At 62.5% G+C, this 19,693-nt stretch carries 12 protein-coding genes and 5 pseudogenes; 9 read left to right on the top strand and 8 right to left on the bottom strand.

Features of this window, described 5'->3' with window-relative positions:
• The 3 genes and pseudogenes from JCM25143_RS10890 to polA all read right to left on the bottom strand — a co-directional run.
• Positions 1-414: pseudogene (locus JCM25143_RS10890) on the bottom strand (hypothetical protein); the annotation flags it as partial.
• Between the two features lie 18 nt (positions 415-432).
• On the bottom strand, positions 433-1,098 hold the full coding sequence (locus JCM25143_RS10885; RefSeq protein WP_025861157.1) for an SCO family protein: 666 nt from the start codon (positions 1,096-1,098) through the stop codon (positions 433-435).
• Positions 1,099-1,154: 56 nt separating this feature from the next.
• Positions 1,155-3,972, bottom strand: a pseudogene (gene polA, locus JCM25143_RS18900) (DNA polymerase I).
• A 164-nt stretch (positions 3,973-4,136) separates the two neighbouring features.
• On the opposite strand from polA, the gene JCM25143_RS10875 reads away from it, so the two are divergent.
• The 5 genes from JCM25143_RS10875 to JCM25143_RS10855 all read left to right on the top strand — a co-directional run bounded on the left by JCM25143_RS10875 (position 4,137) and on the right by JCM25143_RS10855 (position 10,831).
• Complete coding sequence (locus tag JCM25143_RS10875; RefSeq protein ID WP_035371018.1) at positions 4,137-6,338, top strand: TonB-dependent siderophore receptor; 2,202 nt, start codon at positions 4,137-4,139, stop codon at positions 6,336-6,338.
• A 250-nt stretch (positions 6,339-6,588) separates the two neighbouring features.
• Positions 6,589-8,742, top strand: coding sequence for a TonB-dependent siderophore receptor (locus JCM25143_RS10870; RefSeq protein WP_025861155.1), 2,154 nt, complete (start codon positions 6,589-6,591; stop codon positions 8,740-8,742).
• Positions 8,726-9,022 carry a hypothetical protein gene (locus JCM25143_RS10865; RefSeq protein WP_025861154.1) on the top strand — a complete coding sequence of 99 codons (297 nt, stop codon included), beginning with the start codon at positions 8,726-8,728 and terminating at the stop codon, positions 9,020-9,022. Before JCM25143_RS10870 ends, JCM25143_RS10865 begins: the two co-directional genes overlap by 17 nt.
• Before the next feature lie 33 nt (positions 9,023-9,055).
• The gene (locus tag JCM25143_RS18895) at positions 9,056-10,516 is read left to right on the top strand and encodes a PepSY-associated TM helix domain-containing protein (protein WP_051543251.1); all 1,461 of its coding nucleotides are present in this window, start codon (positions 9,056-9,058) and stop codon (positions 10,514-10,516) included.
• 3 nt (positions 10,517-10,519) lie between these two features.
• Complete coding sequence (locus tag JCM25143_RS10855; RefSeq protein WP_025861153.1) at positions 10,520-10,831, top strand: hypothetical protein; 312 nt, start codon at positions 10,520-10,522, stop codon at positions 10,829-10,831.
• A 30-nt stretch (positions 10,832-10,861) separates the two neighbouring features.
• Here JCM25143_RS10855 and JCM25143_RS10850 read toward each other — a convergent pair whose 3' ends face one another.
• The gene (locus JCM25143_RS10850; protein WP_025861152.1) at positions 10,862-11,965 is read right to left on the bottom strand and encodes a branched-chain amino acid aminotransferase; all 1,104 of its coding nucleotides are present in this window, start codon (positions 11,963-11,965) and stop codon (positions 10,862-10,864) included.
• 57 nt (positions 11,966-12,022) lie between these two features.
• Between JCM25143_RS10850 and JCM25143_RS22375 the strand changes: the two genes are divergently transcribed.
• Positions 12,023-12,169 (top strand): hypothetical protein, encoded by a 147-nt coding sequence (locus tag JCM25143_RS22375; protein WP_159101634.1) that lies wholly within the window; start codon positions 12,023-12,025, stop codon positions 12,167-12,169.
• A gap of 27 nt (positions 12,170-12,196) precedes the next feature.
• Positions 12,197-13,680 (top strand): annotated as a pseudogene (locus JCM25143_RS18890) (protein adenylyltransferase SelO).
• Here JCM25143_RS18890 and JCM25143_RS25260 read toward each other — a convergent pair.
• From JCM25143_RS25260 to JCM25143_RS10830, 3 genes are read right to left on the bottom strand one after another with little or no spacing between them, the layout of a single operon-like run.
• Positions 13,659-14,174, bottom strand: a complete 516-nt coding sequence (locus JCM25143_RS25260; RefSeq protein ID WP_369347371.1) for an ABC transporter ATP-binding protein — start codon at positions 14,172-14,174, stop codon at positions 13,659-13,661. The pseudogene JCM25143_RS18890 and the gene JCM25143_RS25260 overlap by 22 nt on opposite strands.
• Before the next feature lie 2 nt (positions 14,175-14,176).
• A complete protein-coding gene (locus tag JCM25143_RS25255; RefSeq protein WP_148300104.1) occupies positions 14,177-14,500 on the bottom strand; it encodes an ATP-binding cassette domain-containing protein in 324 nt (107 codons plus the stop codon).
• Entirely contained in the window at positions 14,497-15,543 is a 1,047-nt protein-coding gene (locus JCM25143_RS10830; protein WP_025861151.1) for a FecCD family ABC transporter permease, read from the bottom strand. Before JCM25143_RS10830 ends, JCM25143_RS25255 begins: the two co-directional genes overlap by 4 nt.
• A gap of 188 nt (positions 15,544-15,731) precedes the next feature.
• Here JCM25143_RS10830 and JCM25143_RS18880 point away from each other — a divergent pair.
• Positions 15,732-16,789: pseudogene (locus JCM25143_RS18880) on the top strand (RluA family pseudouridine synthase).
• Positions 16,790-17,094: 305 nt separating this feature from the next.
• Positions 17,095-17,982: an RNA polymerase sigma factor RpoH gene (rpoH, locus tag JCM25143_RS10820; protein WP_025861150.1), complete on the top strand. Its 888-nt coding sequence runs from the start codon at positions 17,095-17,097 to the stop codon at positions 17,980-17,982.
• A gap of 39 nt (positions 17,983-18,021) precedes the next feature.
• Here the strand turns inward: rpoH and recJ are convergent.
• Positions 18,022-19,693, bottom strand: a pseudogene (gene recJ, locus JCM25143_RS18875) (single-stranded-DNA-specific exonuclease RecJ); the annotation flags it as partial.

Here is a 19,693-nt window from a genome sequence, read left to right as displayed (position 1 = left end):
GATATAGCCTGCCGTGCGCAGGGTGCTGCCCAGCACGCCGCGGTCCCAGATGGAGGCTTTGGTTACGCAGGTCATGCCGGGCAGGGCAGAGGCCAGCAGCAGGCTGTCTAGCCGGGAGGGGTGATTGGCAACCAGCACCAGAGGCTGCGGCCCATCTTTCTGCAGGGGGGCAAGCGCGCTCATGTCGCAATCCAGAATACCCGCTGCGTGCAGGTAGCGTACGGCGAGCCGGGACAGGGCATGGAGCCAGCGTTGCCCCGCTCGCCTGCGGTCAACCCCTTCGGGGCGCAGGCGGCGCAGCAGATACGAGCCCGCGTCCAGCCCGGCGAAAATCAGCCCCGTTACGGCCAGAGAGCCGTAAAAACGCAGGGCTGTAAAAGGTTGCCAGCCCCGGATGGAGGACAGAAGCGCCATGGCCTGCCTGTCAGGCTGTCAGTTGTCGGATGTGCCGGACATGATCCGGCGCAGATCTGTTGCCATGGAAGCGGGACTGGCGCTGGCGTCTATCATGCCGCGATAGCGGGTATCGGGGTCCATAACCACGAACTGCGGTGACATCCGCATGGTGTAGCTCCATTCCGGGTCGGTCACACGATCCACGGGGGCGTGGTATTCCTTGGCCAGATCGGCCAGCGCGAAGGGGGCTGCCGTACCGGCCACCACGCGCGGGCTGATGCTTTCGCCGTACTGGCGCAGCCGTTCGGCGTCATCACGGTCAGGATCGAGGCTGACAAAAATGATCACGGCCTTGCGCCCGCTCTGGTCCAGCGTATCCAGCGTGTCGGACATGGCTTTCAGCGCGGGGCGGCAGGCATCATCTGTGCAGTGAGTCGCGCCGAACAGCACAACCATCCAGCGGCCACGGAAGGTCTGGTCTGTCATGGTGCCGGTTGTGGCGTCCATCAGCCGGAAGGAGCCGCCCACGGCGTTGCCATAGGTGCTGAGCGTCACACTATGGTGCAGGGCGTAGCGGGTGGCGGCCCAGCCCCCGGCCCCCGCCAGCACCACGATTGCCAGAGTGGCCAGCAGTACACGCCGCCGCCTGCCTGAGGACGCGGGGATGCTGCCGGGGGGTGTCTGCTGCTCTGGGCCTGTCATAGTTTTTTCAACCTCCGTGGGGGCGTGGCGGTCTGGCCCGCCCGGTGGGTGTGTTGCTAGTGGGCCTGCGCCCAGTTCTGGCCTATGCCGGTTTCAACAACCAGCGGTATGGACAGAGTTGCTGCCGCCTGCATGACGTTTCTGGCCATTTCAGCCACGGCTTCGGCCTCGTGGGTTTCGGCTTCAAGCAGCAGTTCGTCATGCACCTGTAGCAGCAGGCGGGCTGAGTGCAGCCCGGCTTCATGCAGCGCGCGGGGCAGGCGCACCATGGCCTGTTTGATAATATCCGCAGCCCCGCCCTGAAGGGGCGCGTTGATAGCCTGTCGTTCCGCATACTGTCGGCGGACCGCACTTTTTTCCTTGATGCCCGGCACATAGCAGCGCCGCCCGAAGGGGGTCAGTACGTAGCCATGTTCCTGTGCCTCGGCTTTTCTGCGCTCCATATAGTCGCGTATGCCGGGATAGCGGGCAAAATACGCATCGATATAGGCACGCGCCTCGCCCGCGGGAATGCCAAGCTGCCGCCCCAGCCCAAAGGCTGAAATACCGTAGATAATACCGAAGTTGATGGCCTTGGCGCGGCGGCGTGTCAGCGGTCCATGTCTTCAATGGGGATACCGAACACTTCGGAGGCGGTGCGCGCGTGAATATCCTGCCCCATGTGAAAGGCTTCACGCAGGGTGGGAATATTGGCCACATCGGCCAGCAGCCGCAGTTCGATCTGCGAATAGTCGGCCGAAATCAGCCTGCGGCCTTCAGGGGCGATAAAGGCCTGCCGGATGCGCGTGCCTTCTTCCGTACGGACAGGGATATTTTGCAGGTTCGGGTCGGTGGAGGACAGGCGGCCGGTGGTGGTGATCGCCATCTGAAACGACGTATGAACCCGCCCCGCACTGCTGGCCTGACGGCTCAGGGCATCGGTATAGGTGGATTTGAGCTTGGCAAGCTGGCGCCATTCCAGCACGCGGGCGGGCAGGTCGTGGCCCTGATCGGCAAGGTCCTGCAACACGGCGGAATCCGTGCCCCATGCCCCGGCCTTGCCGCGCTTGCCACCCTTGAGCGCCATTTCATCAAACAGGATTTCGCCAAGCTGCTTGGGGGAGGCAATGTTGAACTCCCGGCCCGCTGCGTCGAAAATGCCGGCTTCCATGTCTTTCATGCGCGCTTCAAAATCGGCGGACAGGCGAGCCAGTTCTGCTCTGTCCACGGCAATGCCTGCCTTTTCCATATCCGCCAGAACGGGAACAAGCGGGCGTTCGATCTGCTCATAGAGCGAGAGCGCCTGATTGGTGCGCAGGCTGGGGTGCAGGGCGTGCCAGAGCCGCAGGGTGACATCGGCATCTTCCGCCGCGTAGGTGGTGGCCTTGTCCACCGGCACCTGCGCGAAGGGAATCCGCGTCCGGCCAGTACCGGTTACGCTGTCATAGGTAATGGGGGTGTGGCCCAGATGCAGGGCGGAAAGCTCGTCCATACCCTGTCCGTGCAGACCTGCGGACTGGCTGTAGGAGATCAGCATCGTGTCGTCCACGGCCCGGTTCTGCTCTATCGGCAGCCCGGCATGGTCAAGTACCAGCAGGTCGAACTTGGCATTGTGGAAGATTTTCAGCGTTGCATCGTCTGCCATCAGGGGACGAAGAAGGTCCAGGGCTACAGCGGGTTCCAACTGCTCGCCGGTTGGTGCTTCCAGCGTGCCTTCATGCCGGAGGGGCACATAGCAGGCTTTCCCCGGTGCAGTGGCAAGGGAAAAACCTACAAGCCCGGCGTTGAGCGGGTCCAGCCCGTCGGTTTCAGTATCGACCGCGCATAGGCCAGCTTCCTGTGCGGTGCTGATCCATTTTTGCAGGTCTTGTGCCGTGCGGACAGTTTCGTACTGGTCATACGGCGCGCTACTGACGGCCTGTGCCGTAGTCGGGGCGGCGTTCTGCTCAGCCGGATCAGGCAGGCCGTTGGCGCTGGCATGGGCGGTAGCGCGGGCGCTGCGGTGGGCGTGTGCGCTGGCGGGCTGGGCCATACCCATACGGCTGAGCATGGAGCGAAAGCCCATGCGCGCAAACCATTCAGCCAGCACATTCAGATCGGGCTCACGCGTGCCCAGTTCTTCCAGCGGAACGGGCAGGGGCACATCGCGTGCGAGCGTGACAAGCTGGAGCGACAGGCGGGCGGCCTGTGCATGCTCGATCAGCATGTCGCGGCGTTTGGATTTTTTCATGTCCGGCGCTGCGTCCAGCACCGCTTCGAGCGTGCCGAACTCGTTCACCAAAGCTGAGGCGGTTTTGGGGCCGATACCCGGCACACCGGCACGTTATCCGTGGGGTCGCCCATGAGTGCCTGAACGTCGATAACCTTTTCGGGGGGGACGCCAAATTTGGCCTCCACTTCCGCCGGGCCGATGGGGGTCTGGCGAATGGGGTCGAGCATGCACACGCCGGGGCCGACAAGCTGCATCAGGTCCTTGTCGGACGAAACAATGGTGCAGGTGCCGCCTGCTGCGCGCACTGCTACGGCGTAGGAGGCGATCAAGTCATCGGCTTCCCAGCCGGGCAGCTCTATGCCGGGCACGCCAAAAGCCTGCGTTGCATCGCGGATCAGGCTGAACTGCGGGCGCAGGTCTTCCGGCGGCTCGGGCCGGTGGGCCTTGTACTGGGGATAGATTTCGGAGCGGAAGGTCTGGCGGCTGGCATCGAACAGCACGGCCAGATGCGTTCCGGCATGTTCGCGCAGCAGCCGTGCCAGCATGGTGGCAAAACCATACACCGCGTTGACGGGCACACCGTCGGGGCTGGTCATGGGGGGCAGGGCATGAAAGGCGCGGAAAATGAAGCCGCTGCCATCTACCAGAACCAGATGGGGCGCTTGGGGCGTGGGGTCGGTCATGGGCTCAGGCCAGCAGGTCATTCAGCATGTTTCTGGGGATATGCGCCTTGCGGCGGGTTGTCCAGCATTTCACCCCATGGATTTTTCTCCGAATCAGTTGCGAATAGTTTTCATTAACGGCAATGTGCGCTCCCCGCAGTAAAAGTTAATGAGTGTTATTCTCAATGAAACATTCCGGTCTGGCCTGTCTTGTCGTGGGGCTGAGTTTTGCAGCCCCCTCCGTGCACGCTGCGGAAAAGGAGGAAGCAGCCCCTGCTCTCCGCTCATCCGAAGCCAAACTCAAGGCAGGTGGCGGTGTGTCCGCCGCCCATGGGGCCAAACAGGCGCCGGTTGCCAGCACGGACGATGAGCAGGTGATGGTGCGCGGTAGGCGTGCCTCTACCGTTGCCTCCTCCGCAACAAAGACCGACACGCCGCTGGTCGATACCGCGCAGTCCGTGACGGTGATCACCCGGAATGAAATGGATGTGCGTGGTGTGCTCAGCCTCAATCAGGCCGTGCGCTATGCGGCGGGCATAACGCAGGACCAGCGCGGTTCCACCGCCACGCGATATGATATGTTTGCCCTGCGCGGTTTTTCCGTGCCCACTTTTCTGGACGGGCTGAAACTTCAGGCCAGCCCCACGGGCTATGCCACCGCCCAGACCGATACATCCCGACTGGACCGGATCGAAATTCTCAAGGGCCCGGCCTCGGCGCTGTATGGCCAGTCCAGCCCCGGCGGGCTTGTGGCCTTGAGCAGTAAACTGCCAACCGAAGCCCGCTCCTATGGCGGCGTGGCCGCAACTGGCGGCAGCTTTGACCTGTATCGTGTGGATGCGGATGTGGGCGGCTGGGCCACGGATAACGGCATGGTGCGCTACCGGATTTATGGCACGGCCAATGGCTCGCACAGCCAGTTGACCAAAACCGGCAGCCGCCGTTTCAGCATCAGCCCCGCCTTTACCTTCGGCGGCGATGGCCCCACGACCCTGACCCTGCTGGGCAATTACCAGTATGACCCCACAAACGCCTCTTATGGGTCGGTGCCGCGGGTTGGATCACTGGTCAGCGCTCCCTATGGCAAGCTGCCGCGTGACTTTTACGATGGCGATACCGGCTATGAGCAGTTCAAGCGCAAGCAGGGAGCCATTACCTATATTTTCACGCATCATTTCGACAAGGACTGGTCGTTCACCTCACGCGGGCGGTACGATGATGTCAGCACCGCTTATCAAAGCGTTTACAGTCTAGGAACCTATGCTTCGCCAACCGAGCTGGAGCGCGGCACTTTCGGCACCAACGAGCGCATGCATAATCTGGCCTTTGACAACCAGTTCCGTGGGCATGTGAATACAGGGCCGGTTCACCACACACTTATGGCGGGTTTTGATTATCAGCAGAGCACGGCATCGGAACTGGCACGCTCCGGCAGCGCACCAACGCTGAATGTGCTGAACCCGGTTTATGGTGTCGCGATCGCCACGCCGGGTGTTTACGCCAATTACGATACGCACCAGCAGCAATATGGCGTGTATGCACAGGATGAACTGCGTATCGGCTCGCTTTATCTGACCGGCAGCCTGCGTAATGACTGGTACACCGCCCAGCAGAACGAATATATCGGCGGTAGTGCCACGGATCAGAGTGCCTCACAGATCACGTTCCGGGCTTCGGGGCTGTATCACTTCAAGTTCGGGCTTTCGCCATATATCAGCTACTCCACCTCGTTCCAGCCGCAATCGGGCATTGTGTCCGACAATGGCGGGCTGAGCACGCGCCAGGCCAACCCATCTCTGGGTAAACAGCTTGAAGGCGGGGTGAAATACCAGATCCCCGGCACGCCGGTTCTGCTGACAGCCGCTGGCTTTCATATCGAGCAGACCAATGTGCTGGTTTCGGTTCCCAATACTGCCTACAGCACGGAAAGCGGCAAGGTGCATTCAGATGGTTTCGAGTTCGAAGCCCATGTGGATGTTTATAAGAACCTGATGGTAGTGGCCGCTTTCAGTTCCCAGAGCGTGCATGATGATTCGACCGGCAAGCCGCTTGTCCAGTCGGGCAAGGGCAATGCGTCGCTGTTTGCATTCTACACCATGCCCAGCGGCCCGGTTAAAGGGCTGGGGTTTGGCGGCGGCCTGCGTTACTCGGCCAAGGTTTATGGCGGCACGGTTGCCAGTGGCGATGTCACGGTTCCCAGTTACGTCGTGTTTGACGGGTCGTTGCGGTACGACCTCTCCCAGCTTTCACCGTCTCTCAAGGGGTGGAGTGCCGCGGCCAGCGTACGCAACCTGTTCGACAAGAACTATGTCGCAAGCTGCTACACCGAATGGTGCTGGTATGGTGAGCGGCGTAATGCGCAGGCCACCATTGGCTATAGCTGGTAACGGGTGATGCTGCGTGCAGGCTGCTTTTGCAGCCGCAATTCTGCTGCGGGTGGTGTGGGCGTTCTGCCTGCACCATACCGGCGCGGGATGCGGCCTGCGCGCAGGGCTGGATTGCATATTAAAAAATATTTTAAAATACGATTGCCCCGGCTCCGGGCTGCCACCATAGTTCGCCCTGCTCATAGCGGGGGGAGTGCGCGTGTCAGCCAAAACGGGCCGTTCTGGCAGCAGGATCATCCACACAAGAGTCATGCAGGGAGCCAGAGTGCTGGCTTTTGCCGTGCTGGGGCCTGCGGGCTTTTTGGGTACGGTCTGGGCCGAAACTGGGCATGGCAGCACGGCCCGGCCGGGCAGCGGGCGGGGCGGTAAGTCGCTTATGGTGCATGGGCACAGAACCTCCACCACGGCGTCCATCGCCACCAAAACGGAAAACCATCCGGTGGTGAACACCGCCCAGTCCGTGACGGTTATCACCCGCAATGAAATGGATGTGCGCGGCGTGCTCAGCCTCAGTCAGGCCGTGCGCTATGTAGCCGGGATCACGCAGGACCAGCGCGGGGCTACTGCCACGCGGTATGATATGTTCGCTCTGCGCGGTTTTACCGTACCAGCCTATCTGGACGGGCTGAAGCTCGAGGCCAGCCCCACAGGTTATGCCACACCACAGATCGATATGTTCCGGGTGGATCGGGTTGAGGTGCTCAAAGGTCCGTCTTCCGCGCTGTATGGCCAGTCCAGCCCCGGCGGGTTGCTGGAAATGTCGAGCAAAATGCCGCTTGAGGCGCGTTCGTACGGCAGTGTGGCCGCAACCGGCGGTAGTTTCGATCTGTATCGTGTGGATGCGGATGTGGGCGGCTGGGCTGCGGATAACGGCAAGGTTCGCTACCGGCTTTATGGCACGGTCAATGGTTCACACAGCCAGCTTAGCCAGACCGGTAGCCGCCGTTTCAGCATCAGCCCTGCCGTAACCTTTGGTGGAGATGGCCCTACTACTCTGACCCTGCTGGGCAATTATCAGTATGACCCCACAAACGCCTCCTACGGGTCGGTGCCGCTGGTGGGGTCTCTCGTGCCGGGGCCTTCGGGTTGGATCGCGCGTGATTTCTATGATGGTGACAAGGCTTTTGAGGAATACCGGCGCAAGCAGGGCTCCTTTACCTATATCCTGACCCACCATTTCAGTCACGCATGGGAACTGGTGTCCCGCGCACGGTACGACGACATCAAAACCGATTATGAAAGCGTGTACACAACAGGCAAATGGCTCTCGCCCACAACCGTGCAGCGCGCCACTTTTGGCAGTGATGAGCAGTTACGCCGTGTGGCCATGGATACGCAGATACTCGGCCATGTGCAGACAGGCCCGGTCAATCATACGCTGATGGTGGGGGTGGATTACGATTATACCCACGCCACCGAACTGGCCCGCGCAGGCAGTGCGCCCGCGCTGGATGTGCTGCACCCGACCTATGGTGGCGGCATTCCCGTGCCGCCGCTTGCATCGGACTACAATACCCGCCAGCAGCAGATTGGCGTATACGCGCAGGACGAACTACGCATAGGCTCGCTTTATCTGACCGGCAGCCTGCGCAATGACTGGTATACGGCCCGCCAGCAGGAATATCTGGCCAATTCCAGCAACAGCCAGCACCCGTCGCAGATTTCGTTCCGGGTGGCCGGGCTGTATCACTTCAGTTTCGGGCTGGCCCCCTATATCAGCTACTCCACATCGTTTCAGCCGCAGTCAGGCATTGTGTCGGAAAACGGAGGGCGCACCACCCATCAGGCCGATCCCTCCGTGGGGCGGCAGCTTGAAGGCGGGGTGAAATATCAGATACCCGGCACGCCGGTTCTGTTGAGTGCCGCGGGTTTTCATATCGAGCAGAGCAATGTGCTGGTGTCTGTGGGGGATGCGGTTTACAGCATCGAAAGCGGCCGGGTGCGCTCGGATGGCTTCGAGTTCGAGGCGCATATGGATGTTCATCGTAATCTGATGGTTACAGCCGCGTTCAGTGCCCAGCATGTGCATGATGAGTCCACCGGCAAGCCGCTTGTGCAGTCCGGGCGCGGCAATGCCTCACTGTTTGCTTTTTACACGCTATCCAAAGGGCGGCTGAAAGGCGTGGGGTTTGGCGGAGGCCTGCGTTACGAGGCCAGGGCCTATGGTGGTTCCACGGCTTCGGTCAAGGATATCAGAATTCCCAGTTACGTAGTGTTTGATGCGGCTTTTCGGTACGATCTTGCGGCAGCTCATACATCCTTGCGTGGCTGGATACTCTCCGCGAGCGTGCGCAACCTGTTTGATAAGCGCTACATCGCAAGTTGTTATGGATCGGCCTATAGTGAATGGTGCTGGTATGGCGAACGCCGCAACGCGCAGGCAACCCTTGCCTATAGCTGGTAACACCAGTGCTCGGGAGCGGTGGGGTGTTGCCCTGCGCGCCTTTGCCGGTATTGCCGGCGGGTATGGGTTGGCCACGCTGGCAGGCATTGCCCTTGCGGTCTGGCTTCCGGCCTCGCGGGCGGAAAAAGCGCTGGCAGGGTGTTTTATAGGCCTGCTGGTATGGCCCGGCTTTGTCATGTTCTGCTTTGCCACGCGCCGGGTTGGGAGGGTTCTGCCTGTTGGCGTGCTGTTGGCTGCCGCCTTGGCGGGGGGGGCGTGGCTTGGCGGGTGGCGACCATGAAAAAAAGCTTTTGCGCCTCCATGGGCTGGCTGCATGACTGGGCCGGCTGATAACTGGCTGGGTGCTGTTTATTATGGTGCTGGCAGGGGGGCTGAGCGTCTTTCGCTCCGAAATAACCTGCTGGATGCACCCCGAGCTAAGGCTGAGGCCATTAATCCCGCTCTTTCCACACAGGCGGCGGTTGACTGGCTTGAACACAATGCGCCCGATGCCCCCGCATGGTATTTGAATGTGGCCTCTGCGCGTATGCCCGCCACACAGGCAATCTGGTGGCAGCAGGATGAGAGCAACATGCGCCTGCTCGACGCCCGGACAGGCCAGCCCCTCGCGCGTGAGACAATGGGGGGCGATTTCTTTTACAACCTGCATTTCGAGCTGATGCTCCCCTTCCCATGGGGGCGGCTGATTGCGGCTATCGCAGCCGTGGCGCTGGTGCTGATCCTGCTGACAGGTATTGTGACACATAAGCGTATTTTCGCTGATTTTTTCACATTCCGGCCCGGCAAGGGGCAACGGAGCTGGCTGGATGTCCATAATCTGGCCGGGGTTGCAGCCCTGCCTTTTCACCTCATGATTGCTTTGAGCGGGGCGGTGCTGCTCAGCACCATGCTGCTGCCGGGGAGTATCAGCGCGGTTTATGGCGCGCAGGCCATGGATTTGGGCGATGACCTGACACCCGCCATGAGCGCGCCCCCACCCGCGGGGCATAAGGCGGCTCTGGTGCCCCTGACGCCAATGCTTGAAGAAGCGCTGCGCCGGATGCAGGGCGATGGCATAGGGCAGGTTTATCTCTACAATCCCACGGATGCCGCCTCCGTGGTGGTGGTGACAGGGGGCAATGCGCGCCGGATCGGGCTTGATACGCATGTCCTGCGTTTTGAAGGCACCACAGGCCGTATTTTGGCGGATTATTACGAAAACCGGCCCGTGGTGGTGGCCTTTGGCGTGCTGTACGGCCTGCATGATGCGCGTTTTGCACCGGGGGTAACGCGCTGGTTCTATTTCGGCTCAAGCGTGCTGCTAGCACTGGTTATTGCCAGTGGCCTGCGGATGTGGGTCACGCGCCGCCTGCGGCAAGGGGGTGGTGCTGGGGTGGAATGTGTGGCGCGCCTTAACGTGGGTATGACCTATGGCGTGCCGGTGGCGCTGGCGGGTTTTATGCTGGCCAATCGTGTGCTGCCTGTCGGTATGGTCGGGCGGGCGGAAGCCGAGCAATTGGTGGTGCTGGTGGTGTGGCTGCTGTTGCTGGGTGTGGCGCTGGCGCTGCCCCGGATAATGGCCGCACGGCTTTTGCTGGTGTGTCTGCTGGTGGCCATGCTGACGCTGGTGGGGCTAAGCGCCCCATGGCGTGGGGGCGTGGCGCAGGGTGTGGCGCTTGTCTGTCTGGCGGCGGCGGTTGCCTGCGGCCTTGCTTTGTGGCGTGGCCGTTCAGGGCAGGCGGAGGGGGCACGCCCGTCTGCTGCGCGTCGTCTGTCCGCCAGTAAAGGGGGGTAAGCCATGCCGGTATGGGTTTTTATGCTGGACTGGGGCGGCATGCTGCTGCTGGCCCTGCTGTCGGAGCGTGGGCTGGCGCTGTGGGGGGCTGACCGTATTCTGCTGGGTAGCCGGGCTGGGCGCATCATGCGGCTGGCGGGCAGGCTTGTGGGGGTTGGGCTGCTGGCAGCGGGGCTGAAAGCACAGGGGGGTATGGACCCCAGCCTGCCCATGGTCCTTGTGACATGGGTGGGGGCGCTGGGGTTTGCGGCCCCCATGGCGGCCCTGACCCTGAGCGGGCTTTCTGCGTGGCGCACGGCCCGGTTGGGTGGTTAGACCCGACCGGGCCGTAAGGCCGGTTACTGTTTAGACAACGCGCTTGATCCAGTCATGCGGGTCGGGCGCACGACCGAACTGGATATCGCACAGGCCCTGCCGCAGGCGGCTGGTGACGGGGCCAGCGGTCTGGCCATCGCCAATGGTGCATTCGCCATGCGCGCCCTTGAAAGCCCCAATGGGCGTGACCACGGCGGCCGTGCCGCAGGCGAATACTTCCTTGAGCTTGCCCGAGGCGGCATCGCTGTAGAGCTGGTCGATCGCGTAGCGTTCTTCGCGCACGGTCAGGCCCTGATCCCGCGCGAGGGTCAGCAGCGAGTCACGGGTGATCCCGTGCAGAATGGTGCCGCTATCGAGCGGGGGGGTCAGCAGCGTGCCATCCTCCATCACCATCATTACGTTCATGCCGCCCATTTCTTCCAGCCAGCGGCGTTCCTGCGCATCAAGGAACAGCACCTGCTGGCAGCCATGGGCCTTGCCTTCCATCTGGGCGGTCAGGCTGGCGGCGTAGTTGCCACCACATTTGGCAGTACCCGTCCCCCCGCGTGAGGCGCGCACGGAGCTTTCTTCCACCCATACGTTTACCGTCCCGGATTCCTTGGAGAAATATTCTCCGGCAGCACAGGCGATCACGATGAATTTGAATTCCGAGGCGGGTTTGACGCCCAGAGCTGCTTCGGTTGCGATCATGAAGGGGCGGATATACAGCGTGCCCACTTCGGGTGCGGGCACCCAGTCGCGGTCGATGCTGACAAGCTGGCTGACCGCTTCAAGAAACAGGTCTTCAGGCAGGTCGGCCATGGCCATACGCTCGGCTGACTTGCGAAAGCGGCGGGCATTGGCTTCGGGGCGGAACAGCAGAATACCGCCATCAGCCGCACGATAGGCTTTCATGCCCTCGAAAATTTCCTGCGCGTAGTGCAGGACCGAGGCGGCCGGGTCCAGCACCAGCGGCTGGCGCGGCATGATCTCGGGAGAATGCCAGCCCCGGCCTTCCGTAAAGGTAATGACAACCATGTGGTCGGTAAAAGCACGACCAAAACCGGGATTCGCGACAATGTGTTCGCGTTCCGCAGCGCTAATGCCGTCTGTCTTGCGTGTGATCTTGAAAAGGGTGTCGGGGGCTGTGGTCATCGGTTCTGGCGTCTCCGTGGCGCTGGTGTCAGGACCAGTGGGCCGGTTCTCCGTGTCATGGTTTTCAGAGCGGCAGGCACGGGTTTTTACGGCCTGTCCGGGCTGTTCGCGGCGGTGCTTCTCCCTATCATGATCAGCGCGGCTGTGCCAGAGATGGGGCAGGATGCACGACCCGCCCGAACACGCGAGGGCGGGCAGGAATGATCATGAAACACGCGAGGCCCTAACGCCATGGACGAGCAGCAGCAGGCACCCATGCCCCCGGTTATGGCGCAGAGCTTCACGCAATTACCCGAATGGATGTACGATCGCGGCCCCCTTTCGCCCGTAACAGCCCCAGCGCTGATTAGGCTTAATGGTACACTTGCGGCGGAACTCGGGCTGGATGCGCGCTGGCTGGCCGGGCCGCAGGGACTGGCCATGCTGGCGGGTAACAGCATGCCTGCCGGGGTGGAGCCGGTGGCCACGGCTTATGCCGGGCACCAGTTCGGCTACTACAACCCGGCTCTGGGCGATGGCCGGGCGCTGTTGCTAGGCGATGTGCGCGACCGGGCAGGGCATGTGCGCGAGATCCAGCTCAAGGGGGCTGGGCCTACGGCTTTTTCACGCCGGGGCGATGGTCGGGCTGCACTGGGGCCTGTGCTGCGCGAATACCTGCTAAGCGAAACCATGGCGGCACTGGGCATCCCCACGACCCGCGCGCTGGCTGCTGTCAGCACGGGGGAGAGGGTTCAACGTGAAACACTGCTACCCGGTGCGATTCTGACGCGCGTGGCCTCCAGCCACCTGCGGGTTGGCACGTTTCAGTATGTCGCCGCCCGGCGAGACCCCGCCGCTCTGCGCCAGTTGCTGGATTTTGCCATAGCCCGGCATGACCCGCAGGCGTTGCAGAGTGCAACACCTGCCCTGATATTTCTGGAAAACGTGGTGGCCGCGCAGGCCAGCCTTGTGGCGCGCTGGATGCTGGTCGGGTTTATCCATGGCGTGATGAACACCGACAACATGGCCATTTCGGGGGAAACCATAGATTACGGCCCCTGCGCGTTCATGGATGAATACGACCCGGCTACGGTTTTCAGCTTTATCGATGAGCAGGGCCGCTACGCCTATACCAACCAGCCCACCATTGCCTTGTGGAATCTGACCCGGCTGGCCGAGACCTTGCTGCCGCTGCTGAGCGATGATGAGGATGAACGCCCGGTGCGGGCCCGGCAGGCGCTGTCAGGTTCAATAGTCGTTTTCATGCGGTCTATTTTGATGGCATGCGCGCAAAGCTGGGGCTGGCGCTCAGGCAGGATGCGGATGAAGCATTGTTTGCCGCCCTGCTCGAAACCATGCAGCAGACACGCGCGGATCTGACAGGCACTTTTCGTGCGCTGAGCCAGCCCTCCGTGCTGACGGGGGAGGATACGTCTGCCCTGCCTCCGGCCTTTGCACCATGGCTGGAGCGCTGGCGCCAGCGTTTGCAGCAGGATGACAGCCGCCCGCCCGAGGTCCGTGCGCAGGCCATGCGTGCGGTTAATCCATGCTATATCCCGCGCAACCATCTGGTCGAGGCCATGATCCGCAGCGCGGTGGAGCAGGGGGATTTTACCCCCTTCGAAACCATGCTAGCCGTGCTGTCTAACCCCTATGAGGAACAGCCGGGCCATGAGCGTTTTGCTCTCCCACCCGGTGCGGATGAGCGGGTGCGCTATACGTTCTGCGGTACCTGACCCGCGGCTTCCACCCCCTGCACGCTGATGAAATCCTGCCCCTGTGCACCCGTGTCCACGCAGGCATGGATACGGTAGACATCACGCAGCAGGGCAGGGGTAAGAATGGTGCGTGGTGACCCGAAGGCCCGCACCGTTCCTTCATGCAGAATGCAGGCTGTCTCGCACCAGTTGAGTGCCTGATTGAGGTCATGCAGAACCAGAATGCAGACAAGCCCCGAGCGGGCGGTTTCCTCACGCAGCAGATCAAGCATGCGGTACTGGTAATGGGGGTCTAGTGCGCTCAGAGGTTCATCCAGCAACAAGGCGCGCGGGTGGCGGCTGAGTGCCTGCGCCAGCCCTACAAGCTGGCGCTGCCCGCCAGAAAGTGTGTTGAGCGGGCGCAGGGCAAGCGCTTCGATCCCCATGCGCTCCAGCCAGTGCAGTGCGGCGGGAATGTCATCCGCCTGAGCCGGGTGGGCTACGCGGCGCGCGGCTAGCAGGGTTTCCAGCACGCTCAGGCGCAACGGTTCGGGCAGGGTCTGGGGCAGGGTGCAGCACAGCGCGCGCGGGTGCGCAGGTCGAGCCCATCAAGGGCCTGAGCATGCAGGCTGACCTGCCCGCATGCGGGCACAAGCCCGCCCATGGCCCGCAGCAGAGTGGATTTGCCGCTGCCATTGGGGCCGAGCACGGCGCACAGCCTGCCGGGCGGAAAAGGGCCTGCCGTAATGTCATGCAGCACCGTATGCTGCCCATGGCGAACAGACAGCCCCCGCACCCTCAGGCCTTCGCCCGACTGCGGTGTGTGCTCATGTGCCTTGCCAGCCTGTTCCATCGTCATGCGCCGGGTTTCTGCCGCAGGATAATGACCAGAAAAAACGGTATACCCACCAGAGCGGTTACAATTCCCGTGGGCACAACCACGCCGGGCACCAGTACACGCGCCAGCAATGCCGTGGTGGAAAGAATGAATGCTCCGCTCAGCAGGCTTGCGGGCAGGGTGTAGCGCTGGTCTTCCCCCACAAGGCCACGGGCGATATGTGGCGCAATCAGCCCCACAAAACCGATAACCCCCACAAAGGCCACGGCCAGCGCGCTCAGCAGGCTGATGCGCAGCAGTGCGGCGCGGCGCAGGCGAGGCACATCCACCCCCAGACTGGCCGCGCGCTCCTCCCCCATGCGCAGAACGGTCAGCCGCCAGGCAGCCCCAAGCGCAAAGGGCAGGGTGAGTGCCAGAGCGAGTGCCAGCAGGCCGATAGCGGGCCATGCGGCGCGTGTCAGGCTGCCCAGTGTCCAGAAAACAAGGTCCTGCAAGGTATCTTCGCTGGCAATGAACTGCATCAGCGCCACAAGAGCCTGAAAGGAAAACACCAGAGCAACACCACATAAAATCACGGTGCTGGTTTCAGCCCGGCCGGTTTCCGTCTGGCGCAGGCGCGTGAGTGCTTCCAGCAGCCAGACCGAGAGCATGGAACACACAAAGGCACTGAGCGCGATAATCCACGTTTGGGGCACATTGTGTATGTGCCAGCCCAGCACAATGGAGAGCGAGGCCCCAAACGCCCCGGCAGCAGAGGTGCCGAGCGTGAACGGGCTGGCCAGCGGGTTGGCAAGGACCGTCTGCATTTCCGCTCCGGCCAGCCCGAGTGCCGCCCCTACGCAGGCGGCCATCAGCGCGTAAGGCAGGCGGATGCGCCACAGGATCAGGCGCGTATCCGGCGGGGCGGTATCGGGGCTGAACAGGGCATGCAGCAGCGCGCCGGGCGAAAGAGAGGCCGGGCCAATGGCGCAGTCCGCCAGAATGGAGAGCAGAACCCCTGCCGCAAGCAGGCCCAGCACAAGCTGTCGCCGCCTGCGCACTGCCGCACAGGCTGCCAGCGCCATTGCGGTGGAAAGCGGGGCGGTGGCGCGCGCGGGGCGCGGGGGGTGTGGGTTGGGGCATGCTGGTTTTGATGAATGGCGCAGATCAGCCCGTCAGGTAAAGGCCGGTGTTGCGCGCCCCTCTGCTCCTTTGGGGCTTATGCGCGCTGTTTTCCTTCCGGCCTGCCCAGCGGTACGGTATGGCTCCGCCTATGAATACGCCCAGCCCCCATGTTAGCAGCCCCCATGCTCAGGATTCTGTCGCCCCGCAGGTCTATACGGCGTCAAGCGCACCTTTTGGTGGAGAGCGTCTGGCCTGCGTGGTGGAGGCCGCGCAGGCGGGTGAGCGGGTGGACCGCTATCTGGCCGCCTGCCTGCCCGCGCTGTCGCGCTCGCGCATCAAGGGGCTGATTGAAGCGGGGTGCTTGTCGATAGGCGAGAACTGCGTGCGAGAGCCCGCAACCCTTGTGCGCGCGGGTATGGTGGTGGTGCTGGATGTGCCGCCTGCCGCTCCCGCCACACCGGAGGGCGAGGCTGTGGCTTTTACCGTCCTGTTCGAGGATGAAGACCTGATTGTGCTGGACAAGCCTGCCGGGCTGGTTGTGCATCCTGCCCCCGGCAATGAAACGGGCACGCTCGTCAATGGCCTGATTGCCCATTGTGGAGACAGCTTGAAGGGAATCGGCGGAGAGCGCCGCCCCGGTATCGTGCACAGGCTGGACAAGGATACATCGGGCGTGATGGTGGCGGCCAAGACGGAAAAAGCCATATCGCCCTGTCGGAAGATTTTGCCGCCCGGCGGATAGACCGCGCCTATCTGGCGTTCTGCTGGGGCCTGCCTGCTCCGGCTAATGGGGAGTACGAAGGGGCGATCGGTCGCGACAAGCGCGATCGCAAACGCATGGCCCTGACGGAGCGCGGCGGCAAATGGGCGCTGACACGCTACACCACGCTGCGGGCGTTCGGCACCGCGGCCGCCAAGGTGGAATGTCGTTTGGCAACAGGCCGCACACACCAGATTCGCGTGCATTTTTCGGCTAACGGGCATCCGCTCATGGGAGACCCGCTTTACCTGCGCCGTCTGCCCGCCATTGCGCGGCAACTCCCCACTACCGCGCGGGATATTGCGCTGGATTTCCCTCGGCAGGCGCTGCATGCGGCCCGTCTTGGCTTTACCCACCCCCGCACCGGCGCAGACCTGCTGTTCGAAACCCCCATGCCGCCTGACATGCTGGCTTTGGAACAGGCGCTGGCCGAAGCGGAAGCCTGATCAGGCCCCGCTTTAGAGGCTATTGCAGAGGATGATGTGGGTGCTGAATGGCAGTTATGCCGGGGTGCTGTTTTCTTGACAGCATTGGCGCATCAAGTGCAGGCTTGTCCTGTCAGGCCCGTAACCCCGTAACAGGCGGGGTGGGTTGCAGGCCGGGTTGACCGTCGCTCATGCGGAGGGCGTTCAACAGGCCGGATAAACGTCCATCGGGCGCTGAGCTTGCCTTATTTTGGCGTAATTCCCGCATGGCTCGGGAACCTCAATACGCCCAAGGGAGTTTTCAGCGCGGAAGGAGTGTCAGGACCATGGTATCTTCCGTTATTGATGTTGGGCCTGAAAGTAATCTTTCAAGGTACCTTCAGGAAATCCGTAAATTCCCCCTTCTCACCCCCGAAGAGGAGCTTTCGCTCTCGCGGCGGTGGAAGGAAAACGGCGACACAAAAGCCGCCCATAGACTCGTCACATCGCATCTGCGTCTGGTTGCCAAGATCGCCATGGGGTATCGGGGCTACGGCCTGCCCATCAATGAGCTGATCAGCGAAGGCAATATCGGCATGATGCAGGCCGTGCGCCGCTTCGACCCCGAAAAAGGGTTCAGGCTGGCTACCTATGCCATGTGGTGGATTCGCGCAGCCATTCAGGAATACATCCTGCATAGCTGGTCGCTGGTCAAAATGGGCACCACGGCAGCGCAGAAAAAGCTGTTCTTCAACCTGCGCCGGCTCAAGGGGCAGATGCAGGCCATTGATGATGGCGACCTGCGCCCCGAGCAGGTGGACAAGATCGCCCGCACGCTGGGTGTTTCCGAGCAGGATGTGGTGGACATGAACCGCCGCATGGCCGCCCCTGACCACAGCCTGAACGCCCCCATGCGGGCCGATCAGGATAGCGAGTGGCAGGACCGGCTGGTGGACGAGCAGCACAATCAGGAAGAGCTGTACGCCGAAAGCGAGGAAATGTCGGGTCGCAAGGCCCTGCTGGCCTCAGCACTCGAAACCCTGAATGAACGCGAACGCCGTATTTTCAACGAACGACGCCTCAAGGATGACCCCTCCACCCTTGAAGACCTCGCACATGAATATGGCATTTCGCGCGAGCGGGTGCGCCAGATCGAGGTCCGGGCCTTTGAAAAGGTTCAGGAGGCGATGAAAAAGGAAGTCGAAGCCCGGCGCGATGCCGCGCGTGGCGGCTAAGAAGCGTTTTTCAGTCAGTCAGGCGTGGCAGGCGGGTGCTCAGGCCCGCGCCGCATCCTGAATGAAGAAGGTAACATCTGTCCGTCCGTTCCACTCCTCGGCCCGTAGGGTGCCCGCCAGATGTAGGGGGGGGCGGGTGGTATCTTCCAGCGTGGCAGTCAGGGGGTTGTCTTCCGCGCGGAACAGCAGCGCTTTCAGCCGTGCGTTGTTATCGGCTTTCAGCAGAACACGCAGGGTGTTGCCATCCCGGCCGATACGGTCGGTGCGAATAACCGTGACATGTGACAGGGCCAGAACCGGCTCGGGGTTGCCTGCGCCAAAGGGGGCCAGACTGGCCATATCCTGCGCCAGTTCCACGGTGGCGCCTGCCACGGACACTACGGCATCCAGCATCAGGTCCACCCTGTCGGGCAGGGTGGCGGCATCGGGCAGGCGCGTGTCCAGAAAGGTATGAAACGCGTCAAGCTGTTCGGCTTCGAGCGAAAAGCCCGCCGCCATGGCATGGCCACCGCCAGTCTTGAGCAACCCTGCCTGCCGGGCAGCGATAATGACCGTGCCAAGATCCAGCCCGGTAACCGACCGGCCAGACCCCTTGATCGTGCCATCTTCCTGCTCGGCCCCCACAAGGGCGGGGCGGTTGAACCGTTCCTTGATCCGGCCTGCTACAATGCCGACCACGCCGGGATGCCAGTCCTTGCCTGCCAGCAGAATAACCCCACGCCCGGCTTCTTTCTGGGCGGCGGCTTCCTGCATGGCGCGATCAAGAATTTCGGCTTCCACCCCCTGTCTGCGCCGGTTGACGGCATCCAGCCTTTCGGCCATCTGCCGGGCTTCCAGCGGTCGGCACAGCGGAGCAGGCGCAGGCCAAGGGCGGCTTCGGCTATCCGTCCGCCCGCATTGATGCGTGGCCCCAGCGCAAACCCGCAGGATGAGGCATCCGGCGCTTTGGTAACGCCCGCCACTTCCAGCAGAGCCGCAACCCCGATACGCTGGCGGCGGCCCATGACTTCCAGCCCGTTTGCGACAAAAACGCGGTTAAGCCCTTGCAAGGGCATGACATCACACACCGTGGCCAGTGCTACCAGATCAAGCAGGGGCCTGAGATCGGGTTCGGGGTGGGTGGCAAACCAGCCTGCCAGACGCAGGGCGCGCCGGGTGGCGACCGTGGCGAGAAAGCTCAGGGCAGCAGCGCAGATCTGCCAAGGCCCGAGCGGCAGTCAGGTCGGTTAGGGTTAACCGTGGCCAGAATGGCAGGCAGAGCATCTTCCGATTTGTGGTGGTCGAGCACGATAACATCGGCCTGCGCGCTCATGGGGTCGAGCACACTGGCCGAGGCCGTGCCGCAATCCACGCATACCAGCACCTTGGCACCCTGAGCACCATGGCTTCGAGTGCCGGTTGGTTGGGGCCGTAGCCTTCGGTCATCCGGTCGGGAATATGGGTTAAAACCGGGCAGCCCAGCTCTTCGAGAAAAGCCGCCAGAACGGCGCTGGCGCAGGCCCCGTCCACATCGTAATCGCCAAAAATGCCGACACATTCACCCGCCTGCACGGCGCGGGCCAGACGTTCGGCCGCGCGGTCCATATCCACCAGACAGGAGGGGTCGGGCAGGGCGCTCAGGCGGGGTTTGAGGTAATGCGCCGCCTGTTCAGGCGTAATACCGCGCAGGGCAAGCAGGCGGCCTGCAATATCGCTTATGCCAAGCTGCTGG

It is taken from the genome of Acetobacter papayae JCM 25143 (assembly GCF_000613285.1).
Lineage (GTDB): Bacteria > Pseudomonadota > Alphaproteobacteria > Acetobacterales > Acetobacteraceae > Acetobacter > Acetobacter papayae.
The sequence above is the reverse complement of the archived record's forward strand: the minus strand, read 5'-3'. Positions and strand labels throughout refer to the sequence as shown.